This is a genomic window from Thalassotalea euphylliae (genome assembly GCF_003390395.1).
In the GTDB taxonomy this organism is placed as follows: Bacteria; Pseudomonadota; Gammaproteobacteria; order Enterobacterales; family Alteromonadaceae; genus Thalassotalea_F; species Thalassotalea_F euphylliae_C.
Map to the genome: position 1 here is coordinate 987,529 of NZ_QUOV01000001.1, position 20,541 is coordinate 1,008,069.

The following is a 20,541-nucleotide window of genomic DNA, read 5'->3' on the forward strand; positions in this document are numbered from 1 at the left end:
GCTAGAAGATGCTTTCTGCTATAAAAGGTTAACGCGATTCGGTAAATGATAGCTTAGATAACTTTACTTGGTGCTGGCTAAACACTTGGCCGTCGACTTGTTTAAGGCCAAACGTTATCTCAGGATCTGTTTTATTCCAATCTATTTCGATAAAGCCGTAGTTGACATCGTGGGTGTATTGCCCTTGGCGATGTTTGTTCGGGCTTACATCTTTCCATTTCTCACTTAGCCCTGAGCTAGTTACTTCCCAAAGCGGGTACATGCCATGTTCGGTGACTTTTGATATTTCGCCCCAGTGCGTATCACCACTGACCATGATAACACCTGAAATTTTTTCCTGTTTAATGAAGTTGAGTAGCCTATCGCGGTCGCTTGGGAAGTTTGCCCATGACTCCCAACCCGTAAACTCGGGTAAAAGTTGAAGACTGGAAGCAATAATCTTAACGGTAGCAGGTTTCTTTAATTCAGATTCTAGCCACTGCCATTGACGCTCACCTAGCATGGAGGCTCCCTTAACTGGGCTAACCTCGTATGGCCCCATATTTTTCGGCATGCGCTTTGTTGCATAGCTAAACTTGCCTACTTGGTGCAGTTCATCTCGGTTCCAGCGTAAATCTGGCAAAATAATATGAACGGTTTTGCCATCTTCGCCATAAATATAGGAGGTATAAATGCCATCGCGGTGATAGCGTGGTGAGTTCTTTGGCTCTTGCCAAAAGTCCAACATAATTTTTCGAGACGCTTCTTTTTGTGGGTACTCTTTGCCTGCATCATTTTCGCCATAGTCATGATCATCCCAAATGGCGATTAATGGGGTAGTAGCCTTCAGCTTTTTAAATCCTGGGTGTTCACCTAAGGTGTTATATTTTTGCTGAAGCTCACTCATATCTTCGGTATCGCCATAAATATTGTCACCAAGAAAAACAAAAAGCTCAGGTTGATCGGCAACAATGGCATCGAGTATAGTCATGGGTTTGTATTGCTTGCCACAAGAGCCGAAATAAATTTTAGACAGGGGCTTGGCAGCTCGTGTTTTATTGTCGATTTCTGCTGTCTCTTTATCAACACTATCAGCAAATGCAATTGCGTTTGAGCTTACTGATAGAGAGGCAGCTAGTAGCGCTGTGGTTAAATTTTTAGTCATCAGTTGGCTGATATTTTTCATCTTATTTGCTCAAGATACGTCGGTAATTTGTGTGCCTGATTTTTCATTAACTCCATGATAATTATCATGAAGTTAATGGGGGCGGCAAATCATTAGCTAAATTTCTTGTTCGTTTGTATAAACCAAACTCAAACCAAGCCCAAAACAAAAACAAAAATCCGGCACGTTTAGCTAGTACCGGATTTATCTCTTGTGAAACTCTATTGGTAACTAGAATGCTGCTTTGATGTTTAATGCCGCTGTGCGTGGTGCACCAATCCAAGCAGCTTGGCCAGCAACACCACCTAAGTAGCTTTCATCGGTAATGTTGTTAATGGTTAAACGAACTTCCAGTGATTGAATCCCCTCAACTGGACGGTCAACGGTGACACCTGCGTAAACGTCAGACACTATGTAGTCGTCAATACGCTGTGTGTTAGCAGCATCTAGCCAACGCTTACCAACCCACTTAGTTGAAACACCAGCAAATTTCTCGTCGCGTAACCAGTCAAATGAAACAACCGCTAAGTCTTCAGCTGAGCCGAATACGGTATTACCCGTTGGGAAAGCCGAGGTACCTTCAACGTATTCTGAATCGTTAGAAGTATATGAAGTATACGCTGTCCATTCGTTTGAAATGTACCAAGTCAAAGACGCTTCAAAGCCAGTCGAGTCAATACCACCCACGTTAACATATGAACCGTTGTTGCCAATCAAGAAGTCAATGCCGTCTGGCGAATCAGGTGCAATGAATACCAAGCGGTTATCAAAGCTGATGTCGTAGTAGGTTAAGCTCGCTTCAATAGCATCTGAGCTGTAGCGAATACCTAAGTCGATGTTGTCAGCCGTTTCTGGCTCAATGTTGTCGAGTTGTGAAGCATCACGCTCAAGCACAGAATCTTTAATGGCGGCAAAGTTCTCAGCGTAACCCGCAAAGACTTCCAAACCATCAACCCCTGTATTTAATACAACACCTGCTGAAAGTAGGGTGTCGGAATCTGAGTCTACTTTTACCTTTGCCGCGCCGCGGTTGAAGTTATCGTCAGCCTCTAATTCAACGAGGAATTTTTTCGCGCCAACGCGCACCTTACCCCAGCCCATATCAAGTTCATCTTCCAGGTAGAACATCATGGTATCAACCGTGAAGCTTCGGTCGTATTGCACCCAGTAAGGGGTATGGTCAAACTGGAAGCTGGTTCGAGAGTCGATAATTTTGTGCCAATCACGAGACTCGTCACGCTCATAGTCTTCATACCAAAGACCACCACGTAAGGTGTTGTTGATATTGTCAAAGGTGCTGTAAAGGGCAAAATCACCATTAAAGCCAAAACGCTCTTTGTTGTAATGAGTATGTCGGTATGAGCCGACAGGAATTGCACTTCGCTCATAACAGGCAGGATCTGCTTCAGGACCTGAGCCACCGTAAGGTGCAAGAATTGAACTCACACAGCCTGCTGCCGGTGCTAAGCTATTACCGTTGGCATCAACAAAATAGATACGACCAAGTGGCGCTCCGCCCAATACCGTATTGCCTGAAACAAGCTCTGAATGGCCAGCATCGCCATCATTTTTTACATCGACTAGGTAAGGTGGCACCCAATCACCACGGCCTGAATTGTCGTGAAAGTAAACGTTGCCCGACACTTCAAAACTATCGGTTACGTAAGCGGCTTTTAAATACCCGAAAATGTTCTCGCGCAGTGTTGACCAGCCACGGCGGTACGTTTGGTCAACGTAAGGAATGCCTGTCCAGTCTTCTGTTAAGCCATCCCACTCTGGATTTTGTTCAAAACCGGCAAGGCTCACTCGTTGGTAATTGTCTTCATGTGTATCGTCATAAGAAACGTAAGCGGTTAAATCAATACCGTTAACGGCGCTGATGATTTTCGCAGCGTAATGATCGCGCTCGTTCTCAGCCGCTTGTTGGATCCAGTCGCTACTTTCTGTGCTAGATAAGCTAAACCAAGCGAAAGTGTCTTTGAATATTTCGCCAGTATCATAGCGAGCGAAGTACTTTTGACCGTCAAAATCTGCCAGCGTTAAACTGACCGTCGCTTTTTCTTCTTGCTCAGGATCTGAGGTCGTGAAGTTTAATGAACCACCTAGTGCTTCATGAGAGCGAGAGGCAATGTCCGCAGTACCTTGAGAAACTTGCACCACACCCAGGTTTTCAGTGTCAATGTAGCGATTGGCTTTCGCACCACCACCGTAGTTTGAGTTGCCGTTTGCGATACCATCAATGGTAATACCGATTTGTTGCTCGTCTAGGCTTAACTGGAAACCACGAATGGAAACAGTTGTTGACCAGTCGTCAGAACCAAAAGTGTCGCCCTCGTTGATTAATACGCCTGGTAAATTATCAATTACCGCTAAAGCGCTGGTCATTGCCGACTGCTGTTTGAACATTTCTTCTGGCGTTTCGTTGTTTGCATAAGAAACGCTTTTACCAACCACAGTGATTTCTTCAATCATTTGTTCTTCGTCTGTGTCAGTAGCCATAACGAACGGTGAGGCTAGTGCCATAGCAATTGCTGAAGCAAGTAATGACTTATTATTTGTGCGCGTAGACATGAGAGTCCTCGTTAGTATTTTATTTATTGGGCGTGACCAACATAAAAGCTGGAAAGCACCAGCTGCTATGTGTTGCACGCGTTGGTCTTAATGAACGAGGCAGCAGTCTACGAGTGGTTTATGACAAATCTGTTGAGCTTTATTGAACGTTCAATTAACAAACGGTTAACTTTCAATGACATAAGCTGAAATAACTCAACAGTAGTGAGCACGCGTGCGGGAATTCCTTAACGAACGTTAAACGGGGAGTGTTGATGAATTTTTGCAGCTAGTATTTGCTACTAACTTTTTCTATTAGCTTTTTTAGCTAGCTGCCACAGGACTTTCTAACGATTAAGTTTGTTGGCATTAAGGTGGTTTTTACCGGTTCGCCGTGAATTAACTTAATCAGGCTATCAACCAATAGCTCACCAGCAAGCTTAGTGTTTTGCTTGGCTGTTGTCAGTGATGGGAAGGTAAAGCTTGCCATTGGGATATCATCAAAACCAATCACAGCAACCTGCTCAGGAATTTGGTAGCCATTATCTTGCAAGGCTCGCATTGCACCAATGGCAATTAAGTCACTCGCCCCAAATATGGCATCAAATGGTTCACCACTTTCGATAAGTGCTAGTGCTGCTTTGTAACCTGAATCTTCGGTAGATATCGCGTCAATTTGACAGGCTTGATTGACACTAAGCTGGTTGTCGGTAAGTGCTTTGCAATGACCTTTGTAGCGATCAAAAAACTCTGGCGCATGGCTAGATGCTTCGCCCAAAAAGGCAAAGTGTTTGCGGCCATTCATGATCACATGTTCGGTTAGCTGATAGCCTCCGTGAAAGTTATCGCAACCAATCGAGACAATGGGTAGTGACTCTACTTCTGCACCCCAGCGAACAAAGCGGGTATCTTGCTCAATGAGCTGGATCAGCTTTTCTTCGTAATCAACAAAGTCGCCATAGCCTAGCAGAATTATGCCGTCGGCTTTGTTTGAGTCTTCAAACTCGGCGTGCCAGTCATCATTCATTTGCTGAAAAGAGACGAGCAGGTCGTAGCCCTTGTCTGAGCAAGCTTTGGTAATGCTACCCAACATTGACAAGAAAAATGGGTTTATTAAAGAATCATCATTAGTCGGATCTTCAAAAAGCAATAGCGCTAATGTGCTACTTTGCTGTGAACGCAGGTTACTGGCGTTTTTATCCACTTTGTAATTGAGCTCACGAGCGATCGCCTGCACTTTAAGGCGCGTTTCTTCGTTAACCAGTGGACTATTTCTTAATGCTCGCGAGACGGTTGACTGCGAGACACCTGCACGAAAAGCTATGTCAAAAGAAGTAGGTTTTGATTTCAAACTAAGGACCCAATGACAATCAATTGTAAAATATTAACGTTTACTGCTACTTAATACCAATTTGATTAATTATTTAGTCTCTCAGAATGGCATAAGCAGTATTAGAACAAACGAAATTTATGACGATATAGTTGTTCTACATCAAGTGAATTTTGTGCAGTTATCATGCTGCTTATGCATTCCCAAGGGCGAGTTTTAAAGGCTCATATACTGCGTTATGGCGTTTGCTTTTCCTTCAAAAAAAGGGGAATAACCATTCTCTACACGCCAAGCCTTGTCTATGAGCCTTTAAACTCTCGCTGAGTGATCAAATAATTATTCAATTTGGTATAAGTATAGATTTTATGTTTTAGCTAGTTTGTGTTTTTGTGAACTTAACTGTTGAGCAAGTTTTTATAGAAGCGCTTAAGTTATTGCAATTCATCACAAAATTTATACCTTGAGTCCCTAATCGTGTTTCTAGCCAGCAATTTTTGCTGTAAATCGTTATAATCTTAGGTTCATGCCTGAAAGTTTAATTAATAATGGTTGGCGGTAAGTTGTCTAAATCTATTTGGTTACGTTACTCATTTGTTTGTCTCCTCACCTTAGTTATTGCTGCGATTGGTTTCGCTGCCACGCAGCATTTAAGTAATTTGGATACGAGAGAGTTAGTGCGAACACAAGCCAATATTGAAGTGGCAACGAGTTACTATGTTGACGACAGCAATCAATTATCAGCTAACCAAGTGCGCGAACGCCAAGCAGATTTTGTTTCATCAGAGCCTAATGATATCCCTTTTGAACTGGGCGATAGCGCCTATTGGGTTAGGTTTTCACTAGCTAACCAGACATTAGATGGTGCTGCCTTGGTGTTGCATATCGACAATTCTATGTTGACAGAGCTGGCGGCATATCAATATTCAAGCGCAGTAAATTCGCCCTTAGCAGCGTTAAATCAAGGAACGTTAAGCGCCACAGCCTTCCCACATTTGAATATTAACCTTAGTGCCAAGCAAAACATTGAGTTACTACTTAAGTTAAAAGCAGGTGGCCCACCGAATATTCCGCTAGTTTGGCATCAAGCTGAACAGTTTAAGACTAAACAAGCACTAACTAGGGTGCTGTTTGGTGTCGTTATCGGTGTGCTTGCTGTGATTGCCCTTTATAACTTAGTGATTTTTAACGCCATTCGAGACAAGGTGTATTTAATTTATATCGGTTACTTGCTCGCTGCGTTTTTAGTCTTAGCCACGGTAAATGGATACGGCTACATACTGTTTAGCCCCGAGACCCAAGCGCTGCTCAATACACATTCGCTGTTCTTCCATTATTACTTACTGAGCTTTTTGGTGCTGTTTACCTTGTACTTTTTAAAGTTCAATGAAGACAAGGGCAAGCTTTTTAAAATTGGCCAAGTGAGTGTCTACTTGCTTATTGGTCTCAGTGTTATTGGCTTGTTTATACCGCATACAGAGAGAGCTATTATTTTTTTTAGCTTAGTACCTATATATTATGCGTATTCAATTTGTCTTGTCATACTCAAACTAAAGAGTGAGTTTTCATGGGCTCGATATTATGTTGTTTCATGGATTCCACTTTTAGTAGGAGCAGGAGCTCAACAACTAACTTTATTTGGCTATATTGACTATTCATTCACACTAGTTAACGCCTTTTTACTTGCTGTGCTGTGTGAAATCACCCTGATGTCGTTTGCGCTCGCCGAGCGTATGCGCCGTCATGAAGCTGAACGCATTGCCGAAATGAGCTACCACTCAGGCTCTGGAATACCGCGTAAAAATGTTTTTGAGCGCTCCTTGTATAAGTTAATGCAAGCACCTGATGCGCATTTGCATGTATTGGTGATTAAACCTGAGCATATTGAGCGTGTTGCTCTTTATGTTAATGATGCGATGAATACCGCTTTATTTAAGCGAATTTACGAAAAGCTCACGCCACTTTTTGCTTATAATGATGCAATTGAGCCAATAGGCATGAAAGGTGAGAAGATTGCCTTGGTCGCAGGCAATATGTTGGCAATTGTTGTTAACGAACAGAAAAACCAGCAAGCGTTAGACACCATTGTCTCTTCTATCAATACTTTGGTTGAAGAAGCTTACCGTATTGAAGCGCTGCAAATACCGCTGCAAGCGAATATCGGTGTGGCCAGCTACCCAGAACACGGTAACTTGCCATTCATCTTATTGAACAAAGCTCAAATGGCATTACCCGACGCAGAAAATTGCACCGGCAAGTGGGCAATATATGAAGAGTTTCAGTCAGATAACAGTGGCTATCGGTTGAAGCTTGCTGCTGAAATTAATGCTGCAATCGAGCAGGGGAGCTTTGAGCTCTATCATCAGCCGCAAGTGGATTTAAAAACCATGCGTGTTTGCGGTAGTGAGTGTTTAATTCGTTGGCATTACGATGGCGAGAACCTAAGCGAACACGGCTTTATTCCACCAACAGCGTTCATTCCCGTTGCCGAAGATATGGGCTTAATTAACAAACTAACCCGTTGGGTCATTAAGCAGGCCATTGCTCAGCACAGTGTATTGTTGGCACAGGGTTACAAGCATCACATGGTATCAATCAATATTAGTGGCAAAGATATTTGTGCAGAAGGTTTTTACGAATATGTTGCCGCTGAAATCGAAGCAGCTGAAATTGCCGCCAACAAGATAGTGTTTGAACTAACAGAATCGGCCACGATCACCAATAATGCCCAAGCGCTAGAGGCCATTGAATTACTAACCGAGCTTGGTGTTACCATTAGTATTGATGACTTTGGTACTGGCTATGCGTCGATGGCCTACGTTAGTGAATTGCCATTTAAAGAGCTAAAAGTTGATCGCCAATTTGTTCAGGACGTTGGCGATGATAAGAAGCGTAGAACCATTGCGGAAACGACGGTTCGAATGGCTAAAGGCTTAGGGCTTGAAGTGGTTGCTGAAGGGATTAATAGCCAAAAAGATGAAAACCTATTGAGGCAATTTGGTTGCGATATCGGTCAAGGGTACTTTTATGCGAAACCTATGGCTTTTGATGATTACCTAGAGTGGTTAACCGACGAAGTGAATGGGCGCTCCCCTGAGCCGCTTGAAGGCGAGTTTATCTCTAAGCATTCACTATCTTAACCTTAACTATCTTAACATAGGCTAGTTAAGGTTAACCCTTGGTTGGTCAAGGTTGATCAAGCACTAGTCGCTTTTATTAAACTGCCCAGGGGGCACCCCAAAATGGCTTTTAAACGTGCGGGTGAAATGCGCTTGATCATTAAACCCCAAAGCGCTGGCTATTTCCGCGATGCGGGCATTAGGTTGAGTGAGCATAGCTTTGGCCTTACTTAACCTTTCGTTCATTAAGTATTGATAGGGAGTTAATCCCGTAAACTTCTTAAATTCCCGAAGAAAATAGAATTTACTGCAATTAAGTAGCTCCGCTAGATCGCCCACGGTAACGGCTTCCCCAATATGTGTTTGAATATAACTGGTGACTTTGTCTACTTGTCGTTGCTCAAACTTCGAAATACGCTGCTGGCTATTCTGTAAATCAAAATAGTTAGAGTAGTGCTGAATATAGTGTGTGCTCAGTAGGGCTATCAATTGGTTGAGATAAACCTTACCGTTGCGCCCTTGAGCAGTAACCTCCAACAAAAACAGTTCAATAATACCTTTGATGGTTTCGTCGATAACATTGTAATTATTCAGAAAGCTAAGCTTTTTTGAGTCAATATTAAGCGGGCAACTATTGAGAAAAGTGGATGCTTCAACCGCCAGAATAACAAAATAACAAGGCTCTGATATATCGTGAGTAAAAGGCGTTTTTGGTGGGTTTATCCAGATATTGCCGGGCGTTGTTTTAAGCGTGATCTCATTGTGCTGGTCGCCGGCTTGCCAATGCAACTCTTCTTCCAGTGCCAGGGCAAAGTAGAAGTAAGGTGTGTACACATTTTGCGGATAAAAATGTGGAGAGCTGCCTTTTTCAAGAATAACGCCTTGCCAGCCAAGTGCCTCACTGGAAAGCTCGATATCTAGCACCTGCCCACAATCAGACAGCTGCTCATTAGTCGCTTGAAAAAACGCTAGCTTGGATTTCATCTTTGTTTTACTCAATCATTGCTCTTGTGAGTCAGAGCGCCTCTTAATATTGATCTTTCTAGCGCATTTATCACTTGTTTGTTGTTTCACGCTTATTAGAAGTAATTTGCAATTAATCGAGTTGCAATAAATTACAAAACCCTAAGCACGAATATTCAATATCCCTTACACACTCGTTTATACACTAGTGCTCAATTCCTAATTAAAGGAGCCCAAAGGAGCAAGAGAAGGTTATGTTCAAGCAAATACTACTTGGTCTGACAGCAGCGTTATCAATACATGCGAGTGCTGCGGCAATTAAGTCATCATCTATCAGTGAGGAAAATATTATGCAACAAATTCAATTAGAGACAAGTGTTGGCAAACTTGCTGCAAATCTATACTTGCCAAGTGGTCATCAAGAAAGCACTGAAAAGTTACCAGTGGTATTGGTTACTGGCGCTTGGACTACGGTCAAAGAACAAATGCCAGCTGTGTATGCCAAAGCTTTGGCAGAACAAGGGTATGCGGCATTAACCTTTGATTTTCGTGGTTGGGGTCAGTCAAGCGACAAGGTTAAGTACCTTGAAGATCCACAGCGTAAAATTGAAGATATTCAGGCCGTTATTAGTGCGCTTGCAAGCAAACAGAGCGAGCTGACACAACTGGATGTTGAGCGAATCGCAGGGGTAGGTATTTGTGCTTCGTCTGGTTATATGCTCGATGCCGCACTAGCAAATTCGAATGTTAAAACCGTTGCCGTTGTAGCGCCTTGGTTGCATGACAAAGCACTAGCAACAGCAATTTATGGAGGTGAGGAAAATGTTGCTAGCTTGTTGACTTTGGCAGAGCAGTCTGCTCAAAAAGAGCAGCCAGTTACCATTGAGGCGGCTAGTTTAACCAATCAAAGTGCTTTGATGTATCAAGCGCCATATTACACCGAAACTCACCGCGGCTTGATTCCCGCTTATGACAATTTATTTAATGTTGCTTCATGGCAAGGGTGGCTTAATTATGATGCACTTGCCACAGCAAGTGCCCAAAACAAACCTGTATTAATGGTTGCGTCAGAGGCGATGGCTTTACCTGCAGGTGCTAAGCAGTATTTAGAAAACGCTGGCGATAATGTGCAAGCGGTATGGTTTGACGGCATTAGCCAATTTGACTTTTATGACCAAGCGGATGCTGTTGACAAAGCTGTTGGTGCAATTGATAAGCACTTTAGTAAGTATTTGTAATTTTGAACTGATTAAAAAAATACTGGCCTGTGTAGGTGCTATACCAATTGAAATAAATACTTAATCATTCAGCGAGAATTAAAAGGTTCAGAGGCAAGGCATTGATTGCAGAGAATGGTGGTTCCCTTGTCAAAATCAATAACGCAGCATATGAACCTTTTAAACTCGCCCTTTGGGAGCGTGTCAGCGTCGCGATAACTGCGCCAAATTGATGAGATTTAGAATAACTATATCAACAAAAATTTGGTTTGTACTCCCACCGCTGACAGCGCTCTGAATTGAACAATTAATTAATTCAATTGGTATTTCCTTAAACGAAGCATAGGCCAAGCAAAACCTAACTCATGAAAGAAATCTGCGATGAATAAGTTATTGGCAATTCTAATACTATGGAGCGTAATGATGACAGCTCATTCAAACCAAGCAACACAAAGCCCTGAGCGTAAAGGCTCGGCAAATATTAGCCAAAATAGAACGCAACAGCTAACCCAAGATGAGGCAAAAATTAGAAGCACTATTTACAGCTTTTCGGCACTGGCTGATCAAAGTGCTTTTGAGTATTTAGGCGCACTATTCGCTCCAAAAGTGACTTTGGATTACACCGAGCTTTTTGGCGGCGAAGTGCAAATTGTGACTAATCAGGCATTAATGCAGCAGTGGGCGGGCTTTTTGCCTGGCTTCGACACCACTTTTCATGAGCTAAGCAATATGCGTGTTTCGCAGCTTGAAATCGCTGCTCATCAAAAAAGTGCACAGCAAAATAGTGAGCATCAAAAGAATGCACAGGTGAATGTCGATTTTACCGCCAGCCATTGGCTGGGGAAGTCATACTACTGGTCAATATCCGGTGAGTATCAGTTCACAGTGGCTAACTATAAGGGCCATTGGGTTATTCAGTCGGTAAAGCTTTTTGCGAAAAGTGAATCAGGTAGCAGGGAAGTGTTGGAAAAGGTGGCACCACTTGCAGCAGGGAAACTTGCAGCTAAGCGTCAGCGATTGATAACTATTCAATAAATTAACCACTGAGCCTATAAATGAACTAACCCAAAGACCGCATCAGTTTTAAATTCCTATTGCCACTAGTCATTGATGTCTAGTGGCTCATCATCTGGTAAAGCTTGCTAGCTAATTGTTTTTTTTAATAATTGCTTTTTTATTAAGGTGCTAGCTTTGTTATGATACAGATTAAAATGAGTGATATAACATACGCAAGGACGATGCTATGAGCCTATACAGTAATGAATATTTAGATAATCAAATCGAAAAAGAGAGTAAGTACCTTTGGAGTGCTGAAAGTATCTTTTTGGTGATTGTTTTGGTTGCATGCTTAATCAGAGAAGAGCTCACTTTTACTTTTGTATTATTACTTGTTGCGTTCAATTTTTTACACAGACGCTTGGCAATGTGTAACCGCCGCTTAGAGCTTTTAGAAGAGCGCCTAGCTCAGGCTCAATCAAACTAATCCAACCAAATACCATAAATTACATTACTATTTTCTGTTGGCTTGAGTAGCCAAGTATTTGAATATATGATGAAAGTTTGTACGTTACCAGGAATTAATAGGAGGTTATTTTTGGAGACTACGCGCGAAAAACGTACCATAAAGCAGTGGCTTTTGGGTGACTACTCATGGGGGTTAAAACTATCTTGGTCACTAGCGACTATTATGACAATAGTTGTATTGAGTGTGAGTGAAGTTGGTATCTCGCAGACATTAATGAATGGTGATCTTAACTTCGCTCTCTTACTTTATGCGTTAGGTTATTTATCTGATATTCGATATCGTTTATTTGAAGATGTGCGAAATGATTAATGAACTACCCAATTAGCTAATCGGCTAACTGGTTGTCATTTATCGCGAATTAAGTAAATAAAATGCCAGCTTCTTTTTATAGAAGCTGGCATTTTTTATCTCAGTTTTATTATGACAACTAAGTGCGAACTATCTTTTAACATCAGCATTGTGGTAGACGTGTTGTACATCTTCACAATCTTCTAGCATCGCAATAAATTTGTCGAAGTTAGCGATATCTTCTTCGCTAGTAACGTCGGTGTATGTTTGCGGAACCCAAGTGATTTCTTCAACTTCTAAATCAAATTCCGGCATGCTGTTGGCAAACTCCGTTTTGATTTTGAAGAATTCAGTGTGTGGCGCATAAACGGTGATAATGCCGTCTTCTAGCTCAACGTCAGTAACGTCAATATCAGCCATCATAAGGTTTTCTAGTACAGTTTCGTCGTCTTCACCTTTAAAGGCAAATACTGCTTGGTGATCAAACATATGAGACACGGTACCAGTTGAGCCAATTTTTGAATTGGTTTTAGTAAAGCATTGACGAACGTCTTTGATGGTGCGGTTACCGTTGTCAGTTAAACAATCGATAATAACCATGCAGTTGCCAGGACCAAAGCCTTCATAACGGGCTTCTGAATAGTCTTCACCGCCAGTACCTTTTGCTTTATCAATTGCTTTGTCGATAACGTGCGTTGGTACCTGATCTTTCTTTGCTTTATCAATTAAGCTTCGCAGTGCTAAGTTGCCGTCAGGGTCAACACCACCACTTTTGGCAACAGCGTAAATTGCTTTACCATATTTTGAATAAACTTTAGTTTTTTGACCGGCGGTTTTCGCCATAGACTCTTTTCGGTTTTGAAACGCTCTACCCATCTTATGTTTGCTTCTTATTTACAATGATCCAATGGCTAGATTTTAACAGCGAGTGCAGGGTTTTTGCTAGGGGCAGATGGCAATCTATCTATGATTTAAGTTAACGGGAATGCTTCAGCAAGCCATATAGTGAAATTTGGCCAGCGATAATGTAAAACGGGAAGAAATTAAGTGGCTACCAAATTCTAGTAACCACGGGTTATTGGATAAACTGCATAGGCTTACCTTAGTGTTGGCGTTATTGTAAAACTAGCTGTCGCTGTCGGTGATGATCCATTTGAGTAGTGCTAATAGTTAAACCACTACATACATTGATTAGCGGAATTTCAGGGGCGGTTGTTTTACCCACCAGTAATTTATTCATTATGAATCTCCATTACTTCTTATTTGTTACTGCGGTTTGTTATCATCATTTTTAATGGCTTAACAAGTGCCGTTATCACTCGCTCAGGCTCGCTGTTGTTTGAGTTTTGTAGTGCTTCACTTGATAGATGGCATTATTGCTCGCCGTACTTTGGTGATTAGTGGTGAAACTCATTTGTTTAAAGGTTAATAAATTACCTTTAACTATGGTGTTATTATCAACCAGCATGGCACTCGTAAAATCTTCATAAGCGCCTAAGCTGTCGTCAGCTAAATAGCGAACAATACCGCGATTGCTGTAGGCTAAAGACTTTAAATACTGCTTTTGGTGAGTAGGCCCGTTAACTTTGTCAATTTGCCTAATGGCATTGCTACAAGCGCTATCAGCTAGTGATAACTTGTTAAGCTTAATGTTCGCAACGCACATGCCCATTTCTTGATTGTAGCTAGAGGCAAGGTCTTTGGGCGCTGAGTTCAGCTTAGATAACCCTAGTTGATACTTACCTTCGACAATCTCGTCAGAGCCAATAGCATTCTTGACGACTGCCAGTTTGAGTCCGTTGAGTTTGGCTTCTGTTGCGACACTTTTCGCTGCTACCGCGACCGCGCTGGCAGTTGTGCCAAGCAGTAAAGCAAACATCGACATTTTACCCATGCGTGATTTCATGGTGCTCTCCTTATCTAAAGTTTGGTTTAGTGTTGTAAATTCATCACCACGCGGTGACGTTCTAACTTTAGAAAGTAGAGCGGTAGTCTGACAAACGATAAAAACGCACCTGTTAAGTGAATTAATTTCGCCTGTCGATGTTATACATCAAATACCTTTTTTGGAACGGCTAAATACGATGTGTGCTCAGTTATATCGAGTATATGGGAAACGTTAGAATTAACGCTTGAGCATTAAAGATCATATGCCATCTGACTAAAACCATGTTTACAATCGATGGCCCGCCTACAGCTAGTCAGCAAAGTTGTCTTTTACCCAGTTGGCAAAAGTTGTTAGCTCATCGGCACTTTCGATATGTTCATGCTGGATAAGAAAATACTTATCGTTGGTGACTAATTCACGATCAAATAGTTTTACTAACAACTGTTCACTAAACCATGCTTTACTGATCGGCATTGGCACTAGCGCTATTCCCATGCCTTGTTGGGCTGCACGAGCAACGCCGAACATGCTATCAAATTGAATAATTTGTTTCGGGTCAAAGTTGGGAACATCGTTTTTGTCTGCCCATTGGTGCCATGACCACGGGCGCGCTTGGTGCAAAATTAAAGGAACTGAGCTTAACGCGTCTTCGCCATGTGCCGCCCATTTTCGGTATAGCTTTTTGTTACAAGCTGGCACATATCGGATAGGAAACAATTCGTGTACCACACTGCCATTAGGTTTGCCGTTGGCTAATACAATCGACAAATCCGCTGTCGCAGGAGTTTGGCTTGCAGACTTCACTGTCTCCAACTGTAAATTAATGTCTGGATTAAGCTCCGCCCACTCACTTAACTTTGGGACAAATAGCTCGCTAGCGAAAAATTCTGGCAGGCTGATCGTTATCGTCTTGTTTTGTTGGCTATTAGTAAAATCAGCAATGGTTTGCTCTAAATTGGTGATTATTGGATAAACTGAGTTATAAAATTGCTTACCTGCACTGGTCAGTTCGATTGAGCGCGTTTGGCGCTTAAATAGTTGAGTACCGAGTTGATCTTCAAGTTGCTTAATTTGGTGACTAACCGCAGAAGGGGTTAGAAAAAGCTGAGATGCTGCATGCTTAAAGCTTAAACATTTGGCGGCGATACAGAAAGATCTGAGACCTCGAATTGGAGTTTGAATGCTCATGATGAAAAATAAAGCTACATAGAGTCCTTGCTAGAAAATCATCTTTAGCTAAGCAATACCTAGACCATGAGGTTTTTCTTATTAAAAACAGACGATTGTAGTAGGTGTGCTATTTTTTGGCGAGTCTTGCTGCGCTATAGCGATGCAGGCGAACCAAATTGGTGCGAATTGGGCAAAAAAAAGGGCACTAAAAAAGTGCCCTGACAAATAAAGTAAGTGTCTAATGGTTTAGAAATCGGGGGAGATTTCGAAAACGCTGTTAGAATAAATGCACTAAAGCAGGATGACAATTGAGAAGAAATCACTCGACGGGTTAAATTATTTCACTTATAACTTTTAAAAATAAATATCTTGAATGTTTGAATTGCAACTGATTGTTAAGCAACACATTTACTTGCTAGTTATTTAGTAATTATTTGCTATCTATTCGCCAATTCAGCGCTGCTAACCCGTTTAAAACCTTTTTGTCGACTTAGTTATAAGGTCGCAATGATAGCCCTGGAGAGGTATTAATTTCGCCTTGCTCGTCTACCGTTGCAACACTATTACCGCAGAGTAATACCGCTAAGGTGCCATGCTCTGAGCCTCGGGTAAAGGCGAAGTGATAACCATATTGAATTAAGCTATTCACTGAAAACTTTTGCGACATGGTCATATTACTCAGCAACTCACCTTCAGTTGCTCGGCTATGTCTGCGCTCTTCAGTGCTCAACTTTTTTGACCTAGATTCCATTCGGCCACCTCTTAATGAATTTAATCCTTTTAGTATAGTATTTAACCAGTTTGAGGTCGATAGTCGTCTAAAAAGTCGTAAATGAGTTCGGATTAGTTAGAGGCGTTCTGAAAGGGCTCAATACATCAAACCATAGGGTGCTTCGATACAGCAGTTAATTCTTAATTTTCAACCATTTTAATATCAAGTGGCTAAAGGCCTAGCTAGCTGCTGACAAAGTTTGTCAAAAGGAAGAGGTTGGCAAAATAAAAAGCCTTGAATAAAGTCGCAATGGTGAGCAAGCAAAAACTGTAACTGACTTTCTTGCTCTACGCCTTCTGCTACCACGGCTAGGTTGAGCTCATGTGCCATTGAAATAACCGCAGACACAATTGCTTTATCACTTTGATCTGTCGCTAAATCGATAACAAAAGAGCGATCAACTTTTAGGGTATTGATCGGCAAACGTTTAAGGTAGCTAAGAGAGCTGTAACCCGTACCGAAATCGTCGACCGAGAGTTTTACGCCGATTTTTCTCAGTTGCGTTAATTGCGCTAACACACTGTCGAAATTATAAATTAACAGGCCTTCTGTTACTTCAAGCTCTATGTTTTCAGGCGCAATGTTAAATGCGACAATAGTTTCTTCAATAAAGGTGGCTAAGTTACGGTCACTAAACTGGCGTGGCGATAAATTAACAGCTAGCGTCATTTGATGACCTTGATGGTGCAATTCACTAAGTGCTTGGCATGACTGCTCGAAAATCCACTTGCCTAAATGAATTATTAAGCCACTTTCTTCTGCTAGCGGAATAAAGCTGGCAGGGCTTACCAAACCTAATTCAGGATGATGCCAGCGAATCAGTACTTCTGCCTTAGTGATGGTTTTCGCCGGCATGGCATAAATTGGCTGAAAGTACAGCTCAAATTGGTTGTGCTCTAACGCTAAATCAATTTCCTTTTTGAGCGTTAACATGCGCTGCATATCAAGCTCCATTTCAGCATTGTAAAAGCTATAGGCTAACCCTTTGGTCTGCTTGGTGTGGTTCGTTGCGATATTGGCGCATTTGATCAGCCGTTCAACCGATTGACCATCACGTGGGTATGCGGCCGCGCCAATTTTTAAGGTTAAGCTGACTTGGTTAATTTTTTCGTGAATATGACTGGGTAAATGTAGGGTTGAGCGAATTAAGCGAGATAATATTTGCTCGCAATCATCATCACTCTCAATACCATAAAGTAGAATGCCAAATTCATCGCCGCCAATACGGGCAACGATATCACTATTTTTAATTGATGAGCGTAATTGCTCTGCAATAAACAACAGCACTTCATCACCAATACGATGCCCTAACTCATCGTTAACGACTCGAAAGTGTTCAATATCAATAAACAGCACATAACATGAATAGTTGCGAGCAATCGCTGTATCTAAGGCGTTCCAGAAAAATTGGCGGTTAGGTAGCTCGGTCAGATGGTCAATTAGCGTAAGCTTCTCGTTTTGCTCTTGCAGGTGTTTAAGTTGGCTAATGTCACTGATAATAAATATCCATTGGCACGCGGATGAGTTGCCATCACTGGCAGGAATCGCCGATACCATTAGCCATTTCATGGTAAATGGGGGTCTCATCCAGCACAGTTCGCCTTGCCAAGCTTGCTGTTTTAGCTGACTAAATTGGAACTCAGGGTATTGCTTTTCAATGAGTGTGAGCAAGGTGCTTATCGCCGTTTCACCCTGCGTTAAGCTATCAGGCTTAAATAACTGTCTTGTTGCCGGGTTGTCCATTAGGCACTTCATATCGCTGTCACAAATAAGAATCGCGGTATTGATCATTTGCACGACTTTAGACACAGATTGAATGAGTTGCGGGGCACTTTCAGGCGCTGCCACTAGCGCAGCTAGCCGCTCTTGAGCGTATTGGTGGTTAGCAACAATATTCTCGTTGGCAAGCACAAGTTCACGCGCTAGTTGCAGGGTTTTCTGTTTTTCATCAAATTCTGATGCAAGGTTCTTAATGATTAAGTATTGGCCAGCATCACAGTTGATTGCTTGGGCTTCGTAGTGCTTGGCTTGGCCATCGGCTTGAGGCTCAGTCCATATGCCGGAATTTAATTGAGCTTCCTGTTGTTGGTGCCAAAAGGATTTAGCGTCGCGAATAAAATCGTCAAGAAAAAGCGAGTTGCCAAGCATATGCAGTGACGTTGAACTTGCTGGCAAATTCGGTAGTAGCGCGGCAATCCAAGGCAGATCGTTGAATACTTTTGCAAACTGTCCACTACCCAAATATTTAAAAACAGCGCAATTGAGGGCTGTCAGGGCTTGTTTTAAGTCATGCTCCATCGGCTTTACCTTACTACTTCTTGTTCGGCAATTGAGCGAAACAGTTGTTCTACATTTTCACCCGTTTTGGCACTCGTGTTGATGACTTGAGCAAAGCCTGCGCTTTGTAGTTGTGCGTGTAAATCTTGTGATAGTTGGCCGTTTAAATCGGATTTATTGATGGCGAGATAAGCAGGTGCATCAGAGTAGTCTTTCGCCATTGATAACAAGGTAAGGGCATCAACTGCCGACTTAGGCCTGCTTTTATCGAGCACCACAATATAAGCGTTTGCCCCATTTAAATAGCGGGTATTAAAACCACAGAACCTGTCAGTGCCTTCAATATCCCAAATCAGTAACTGCACTTCACCTTGCTTGGTCACCACTTGATGTTTGTCAATTTTTACACCAATGGTCGTTAGGTATTTATCGGCAAAAATGCCATCAACAAAGTGCCGAACTAAACTGGTTTTTCCGACTGCAGAGGCGCCAATTAAACAGACTTTTTGACAATACATGAATACTTCACTCCTCACTGCTTGCCAAGGTGATACTTGAAACTAGCACTTTTCTGCTGGCATTGGATATTTGCGTTAGCGGTAACTCGCCAACGCCAATGGCAAATAAAAGGTCGCTAGGAACATTTCGCAAAATCAGGGCTGCTTTAACATTGCTTGCGCGCTGCTGGCTAAGCTCAAGATTAAGCGCTTTACTGCCAGTGCTGTCGCTGTAACCCGTAAGGATAATGCCCAGTTTAACGCCAAGAGAGTTACTCAATGTGTTAATGCTTGTGAGTTGTTTTGCCAGTTCGGATAACACTAGCTGCATTTCAGCGGTTAACTCTGCCGACTTGGTAGCAAAATCGATTGATGAAAGCGCTAAACTAGTGAGCATTTTATCAAGCATTAATCGCTGCTTTTCCTCGTTTTTTAAGGCGACTCCAGTAACCTGCACGTCATTTGTATCTATATTCGATAGACTTGGAAGTAGCTTTAATCTCTCCATCGAATTGGCAAAGGTAAACCTATCGATAGTGCCGTTGAGTTTTAGATTTTGATTTTCTATGACGTAGGTTAGTTGGGTATCAGCTAAAAGGTGAGCAACCTTTTGATTGATTAGCTCTGGTGCTAATGAAATAAACGGGGTTTCAATTAACATCAATTGCGCTGGATCATACTGCTTGCTAAGTAGCTTTTCACTGAGCGGATTTTGGCTGGCTAGGTGGCTGTTTAACCAATCTGAAAACTCAATCGCAGCAGGATCTCGCAAGTAATTGATATATAGCTTATCTTCGTGCCACTCAAGCTGTTGAACTACAACACCCGGAGGTACAGGTAGCGCTTCGATAGCTGTAACAAGGGTAGATTGTTGCCAAGTATTAAATGCTTTATTGCCAAAAACGAGGGTGGTTGCGATGAGCAAGGTTACCACTAACCAATGGGCTTTGCTGGAGGCTTGTTCTGGCTGTAGTTCAGCAATAACGCAAGATTCAAGTTCGGGTTTTACCTGTTCAAACGCAGAGGTATCACCTTTGAAACTAGCAAGTGCATCGGTAAAATTACCGTGAATAGTGTCTAGGGTTTGTTGGAGCAAATAGGTTAGTTCCTTTGGCACGGTGCCAGAGACTGCACCTGCTAATATTGCGTGTGGCGTGCAGGTGATAATAAGTGTGATATTTTCAGCGGCGATAGATTCCAGCACCACATCTTGCTGACTGTTGAATGAATCTGCCATAAAGTCATTGATGGCACTGAGCATGGCCGACATCAATACCGGATCATTACACTGGCTATTCTCGACTTGAGCATCACATAACAAAGTGCCGCTTGGTCGATGAATCAGCATAACGCTTTCCACGCGATAAACGAGTGATTGCTTTAGTACATAATCACTAAACTCAACACCTTGTCGCCATGCCTCAATTCGCCATCGTAACCCTTTGATGGTTAAGCTATGTTCAATCAAGTAATTGAGTTTGGCCAGAAAGCTATTAAAAAATACCGCGACAGATTTTCGAACCAGCCCCCCTAAAACGGGGTAGAGGGAATCAATAATGCTCGCCTTGTTGCTTTCGATGCTCTTACTTATCGCCTTTTCCATCAAAGGGGCAATGGTGGTTACTAAACTCGCATCAATCTTTTGCCTATCATCTAAGGCTTCTGTGATAACTTCTGTAACGATTGCGCGCGCTTCTTTGCGAACTGCCGCAGTAATGTGTTCGTTGTGCTCACCAAAGAGTAGGCTTTGCACGCTATGAATATCGTTTTCGCTTGTTCGCTTATCTTCCATGGCGAGAAAGTC

General features: G+C 42.3%; 17 protein-coding genes. 5 read left to right on the forward strand and 12 right to left on the reverse strand.

Features of this window, described 5'->3' with window-relative positions:
• Window positions 1–28 precede the first annotated feature (28 nt).
• From DXX92_RS04370 to DXX92_RS04380, 3 genes are all read right to left on the reverse strand, one after another.
• A complete protein-coding gene (locus tag DXX92_RS04370) occupies window positions 29–1,165 on the reverse strand; it encodes an alkaline phosphatase D family protein (RefSeq protein WP_245961395.1) in 1,137 nt (378 codons plus the stop codon).
• 210 nt (window positions 1,166–1,375) lie between these two features.
• Entirely contained in the window at window positions 1,376–3,715 is a 2,340-nt protein-coding gene (locus DXX92_RS04375; protein WP_115999331.1) for a TonB-dependent receptor domain-containing protein, read from the reverse strand.
• Window positions 3,716–4,022: 307 nt separating this feature from the next.
• Window positions 4,023–5,045 carry a LacI family DNA-binding transcriptional regulator gene (locus DXX92_RS04380; RefSeq protein WP_115999332.1) on the reverse strand — a complete coding sequence of 341 codons (1,023 nt, stop codon included), beginning with the start codon at window positions 5,043–5,045 and terminating at the stop codon, window positions 4,023–4,025.
• Window positions 5,046–5,584: 539 nt separating this feature from the next.
• Here DXX92_RS04380 and DXX92_RS04385 point away from each other — a divergent pair.
• Window positions 5,585–8,161: an EAL domain-containing protein gene (locus DXX92_RS04385; RefSeq protein ID WP_181901688.1), complete on the forward strand. Its 2,577-nt coding sequence runs from the start codon at window positions 5,585–5,587 to the stop codon at window positions 8,159–8,161.
• 63 nt (window positions 8,162–8,224) lie between these two features.
• Here DXX92_RS04385 and DXX92_RS04390 read toward each other — a convergent pair whose 3' ends face one another.
• A complete protein-coding gene (locus DXX92_RS04390) occupies window positions 8,225–9,124 on the reverse strand; it encodes a helix-turn-helix transcriptional regulator (protein WP_115999334.1) in 900 nt (299 codons plus the stop codon).
• A 233-nt stretch (window positions 9,125–9,357) separates the two neighbouring features.
• Here DXX92_RS04390 and DXX92_RS04395 point away from each other — a divergent pair, with 233 nt between their 5' ends.
• From DXX92_RS04395 to DXX92_RS04410, 4 genes are all read left to right on the forward strand, one after another.
• The gene (locus DXX92_RS04395) at window positions 9,358–10,341 is read left to right on the forward strand and encodes an alpha/beta hydrolase (protein ID WP_115999335.1); all 984 of its coding nucleotides are present in this window, start codon (window positions 9,358–9,360) and stop codon (window positions 10,339–10,341) included.
• 399 nt (window positions 10,342–10,740) lie between these two features.
• Window positions 10,741–11,355 (forward strand): nuclear transport factor 2 family protein, encoded by a 615-nt coding sequence (locus DXX92_RS04400; protein ID WP_220347623.1) that lies wholly within the window; start codon window positions 10,741–10,743, stop codon window positions 11,353–11,355.
• 208 nt (window positions 11,356–11,563) lie between these two features.
• Window positions 11,564–11,803 (forward strand): hypothetical protein, encoded by a 240-nt coding sequence (locus DXX92_RS19090; RefSeq protein WP_115999336.1) that lies wholly within the window; start codon window positions 11,564–11,566, stop codon window positions 11,801–11,803.
• A 111-nt stretch (window positions 11,804–11,914) separates the two neighbouring features.
• A complete protein-coding gene (locus DXX92_RS04410; protein ID WP_115999337.1) occupies window positions 11,915–12,154 on the forward strand; it encodes a hypothetical protein in 240 nt (79 codons plus the stop codon).
• Between the two features lie 129 nt (window positions 12,155–12,283).
• Here DXX92_RS04410 and DXX92_RS04415 read toward each other — a convergent pair whose 3' ends face one another.
• The 8 genes from DXX92_RS04415 to DXX92_RS04445 all read right to left on the reverse strand — a co-directional run bounded on the left by DXX92_RS04415 (window position 12,284) and on the right by DXX92_RS04445 (window position 20,529).
• On the reverse strand, window positions 12,284–13,009 hold the full coding sequence (locus DXX92_RS04415) for a YebC/PmpR family DNA-binding transcriptional regulator (protein WP_115999338.1): 726 nt from the start codon (window positions 13,007–13,009) through the stop codon (window positions 12,284–12,286).
• Between the two features lie 238 nt (window positions 13,010–13,247).
• Window positions 13,248–13,373, reverse strand: a complete 126-nt coding sequence (locus tag DXX92_RS19305) for a hypothetical protein (protein WP_281269067.1) — start codon at window positions 13,371–13,373, stop codon at window positions 13,248–13,250.
• A gap of 75 nt (window positions 13,374–13,448) precedes the next feature.
• Window positions 13,449–14,039, reverse strand: coding sequence for a hypothetical protein (locus DXX92_RS04420; RefSeq protein WP_115999339.1), 591 nt, complete (start codon window positions 14,037–14,039; stop codon window positions 13,449–13,451).
• 291 nt (window positions 14,040–14,330) lie between these two features.
• Window positions 14,331–15,203, reverse strand: coding sequence for a LysR family transcriptional regulator (locus DXX92_RS04425; RefSeq protein WP_116002293.1), 873 nt, complete (start codon window positions 15,201–15,203; stop codon window positions 14,331–14,333).
• Between the two features lie 478 nt (window positions 15,204–15,681).
• Window positions 15,682–15,942: a hypothetical protein gene (locus tag DXX92_RS04430; protein ID WP_115999340.1), complete on the reverse strand. Its 261-nt coding sequence runs from the start codon at window positions 15,940–15,942 to the stop codon at window positions 15,682–15,684.
• A 183-nt stretch (window positions 15,943–16,125) separates the two neighbouring features.
• A complete protein-coding gene (locus DXX92_RS04435; protein WP_115999341.1) occupies window positions 16,126–18,261 on the reverse strand; it encodes a sensor domain-containing protein in 2,136 nt (711 codons plus the stop codon).
• A gap of 5 nt (window positions 18,262–18,266) precedes the next feature.
• Entirely contained in the window at window positions 18,267–18,758 is a 492-nt protein-coding gene (locus DXX92_RS04440) for a Rab family GTPase (RefSeq protein ID WP_115999342.1), read from the reverse strand.
• 7 nt (window positions 18,759–18,765) lie between these two features.
• Window positions 18,766–20,529: an OmpA family protein gene (locus DXX92_RS04445; RefSeq protein ID WP_115999343.1), complete on the reverse strand. Its 1,764-nt coding sequence runs from the start codon at window positions 20,527–20,529 to the stop codon at window positions 18,766–18,768.
• Between the last annotated feature and the right edge of the window lie 12 nt (window positions 20,530–20,541).

Coding starts and splice junctions, on each gene's coding strand:
- DXX92_RS04370 (WP_245961395.1), bottom strand. CDS start 1,165: ATGAAAAATATCAGCCAACTGATGACTAAAAATTTAACCACAGCGCTA.
- DXX92_RS04375 (WP_115999331.1), bottom strand. CDS start 3,715: ATGTCTACGCGCACAAATAATAAGTCATTACTTGCTTCAGCAATTGCT.
- DXX92_RS04390 (WP_115999334.1), bottom strand. CDS start 9,124: ATGAAATCCAAGCTAGCGTTTTTTCAAGCGACTAATGAGCAGCTGTCT.
- DXX92_RS04395 (WP_115999335.1), top strand. CDS start 9,358: ATGTTCAAGCAAATACTACTTGGTCTGACAGCAGCGTTATCAATACAT.
- DXX92_RS04400 (WP_220347623.1), top strand. CDS start 10,741: ATGATGACAGCTCATTCAAACCAAGCAACACAAAGCCCTGAGCGTAAA.
- DXX92_RS19090 (WP_115999336.1), top strand. CDS start 11,564: ATGAGCCTATACAGTAATGAATATTTAGATAATCAAATCGAAAAAGAG.
- DXX92_RS04415 (WP_115999338.1), bottom strand. CDS start 13,009: ATGGGTAGAGCGTTTCAAAACCGAAAAGAGTCTATGGCGAAAACCGCC.
- DXX92_RS19305 (WP_281269067.1), bottom strand. CDS start 13,373: ATGAATAAATTACTGGTGGGTAAAACAACCGCCCCTGAAATTCCGCTA.
- DXX92_RS04420 (WP_115999339.1), bottom strand. CDS start 14,039: ATGAAATCACGCATGGGTAAAATGTCGATGTTTGCTTTACTGCTTGGC.
- DXX92_RS04430 (WP_115999340.1), bottom strand. CDS start 15,942: ATGGAATCTAGGTCAAAAAAGTTGAGCACTGAAGAGCGCAGACATAGC.
- DXX92_RS04435 (WP_115999341.1), bottom strand. CDS start 18,261: ATGGAGCATGACTTAAAACAAGCCCTGACAGCCCTCAATTGCGCTGTT.
- DXX92_RS04440 (WP_115999342.1), bottom strand. CDS start 18,758: ATGTATTGTCAAAAAGTCTGTTTAATTGGCGCCTCTGCAGTCGGAAAA.
- DXX92_RS04445 (WP_115999343.1), bottom strand. CDS start 20,529: ATGGAAGATAAGCGAACAAGCGAAAACGATATTCATAGCGTGCAAAGC.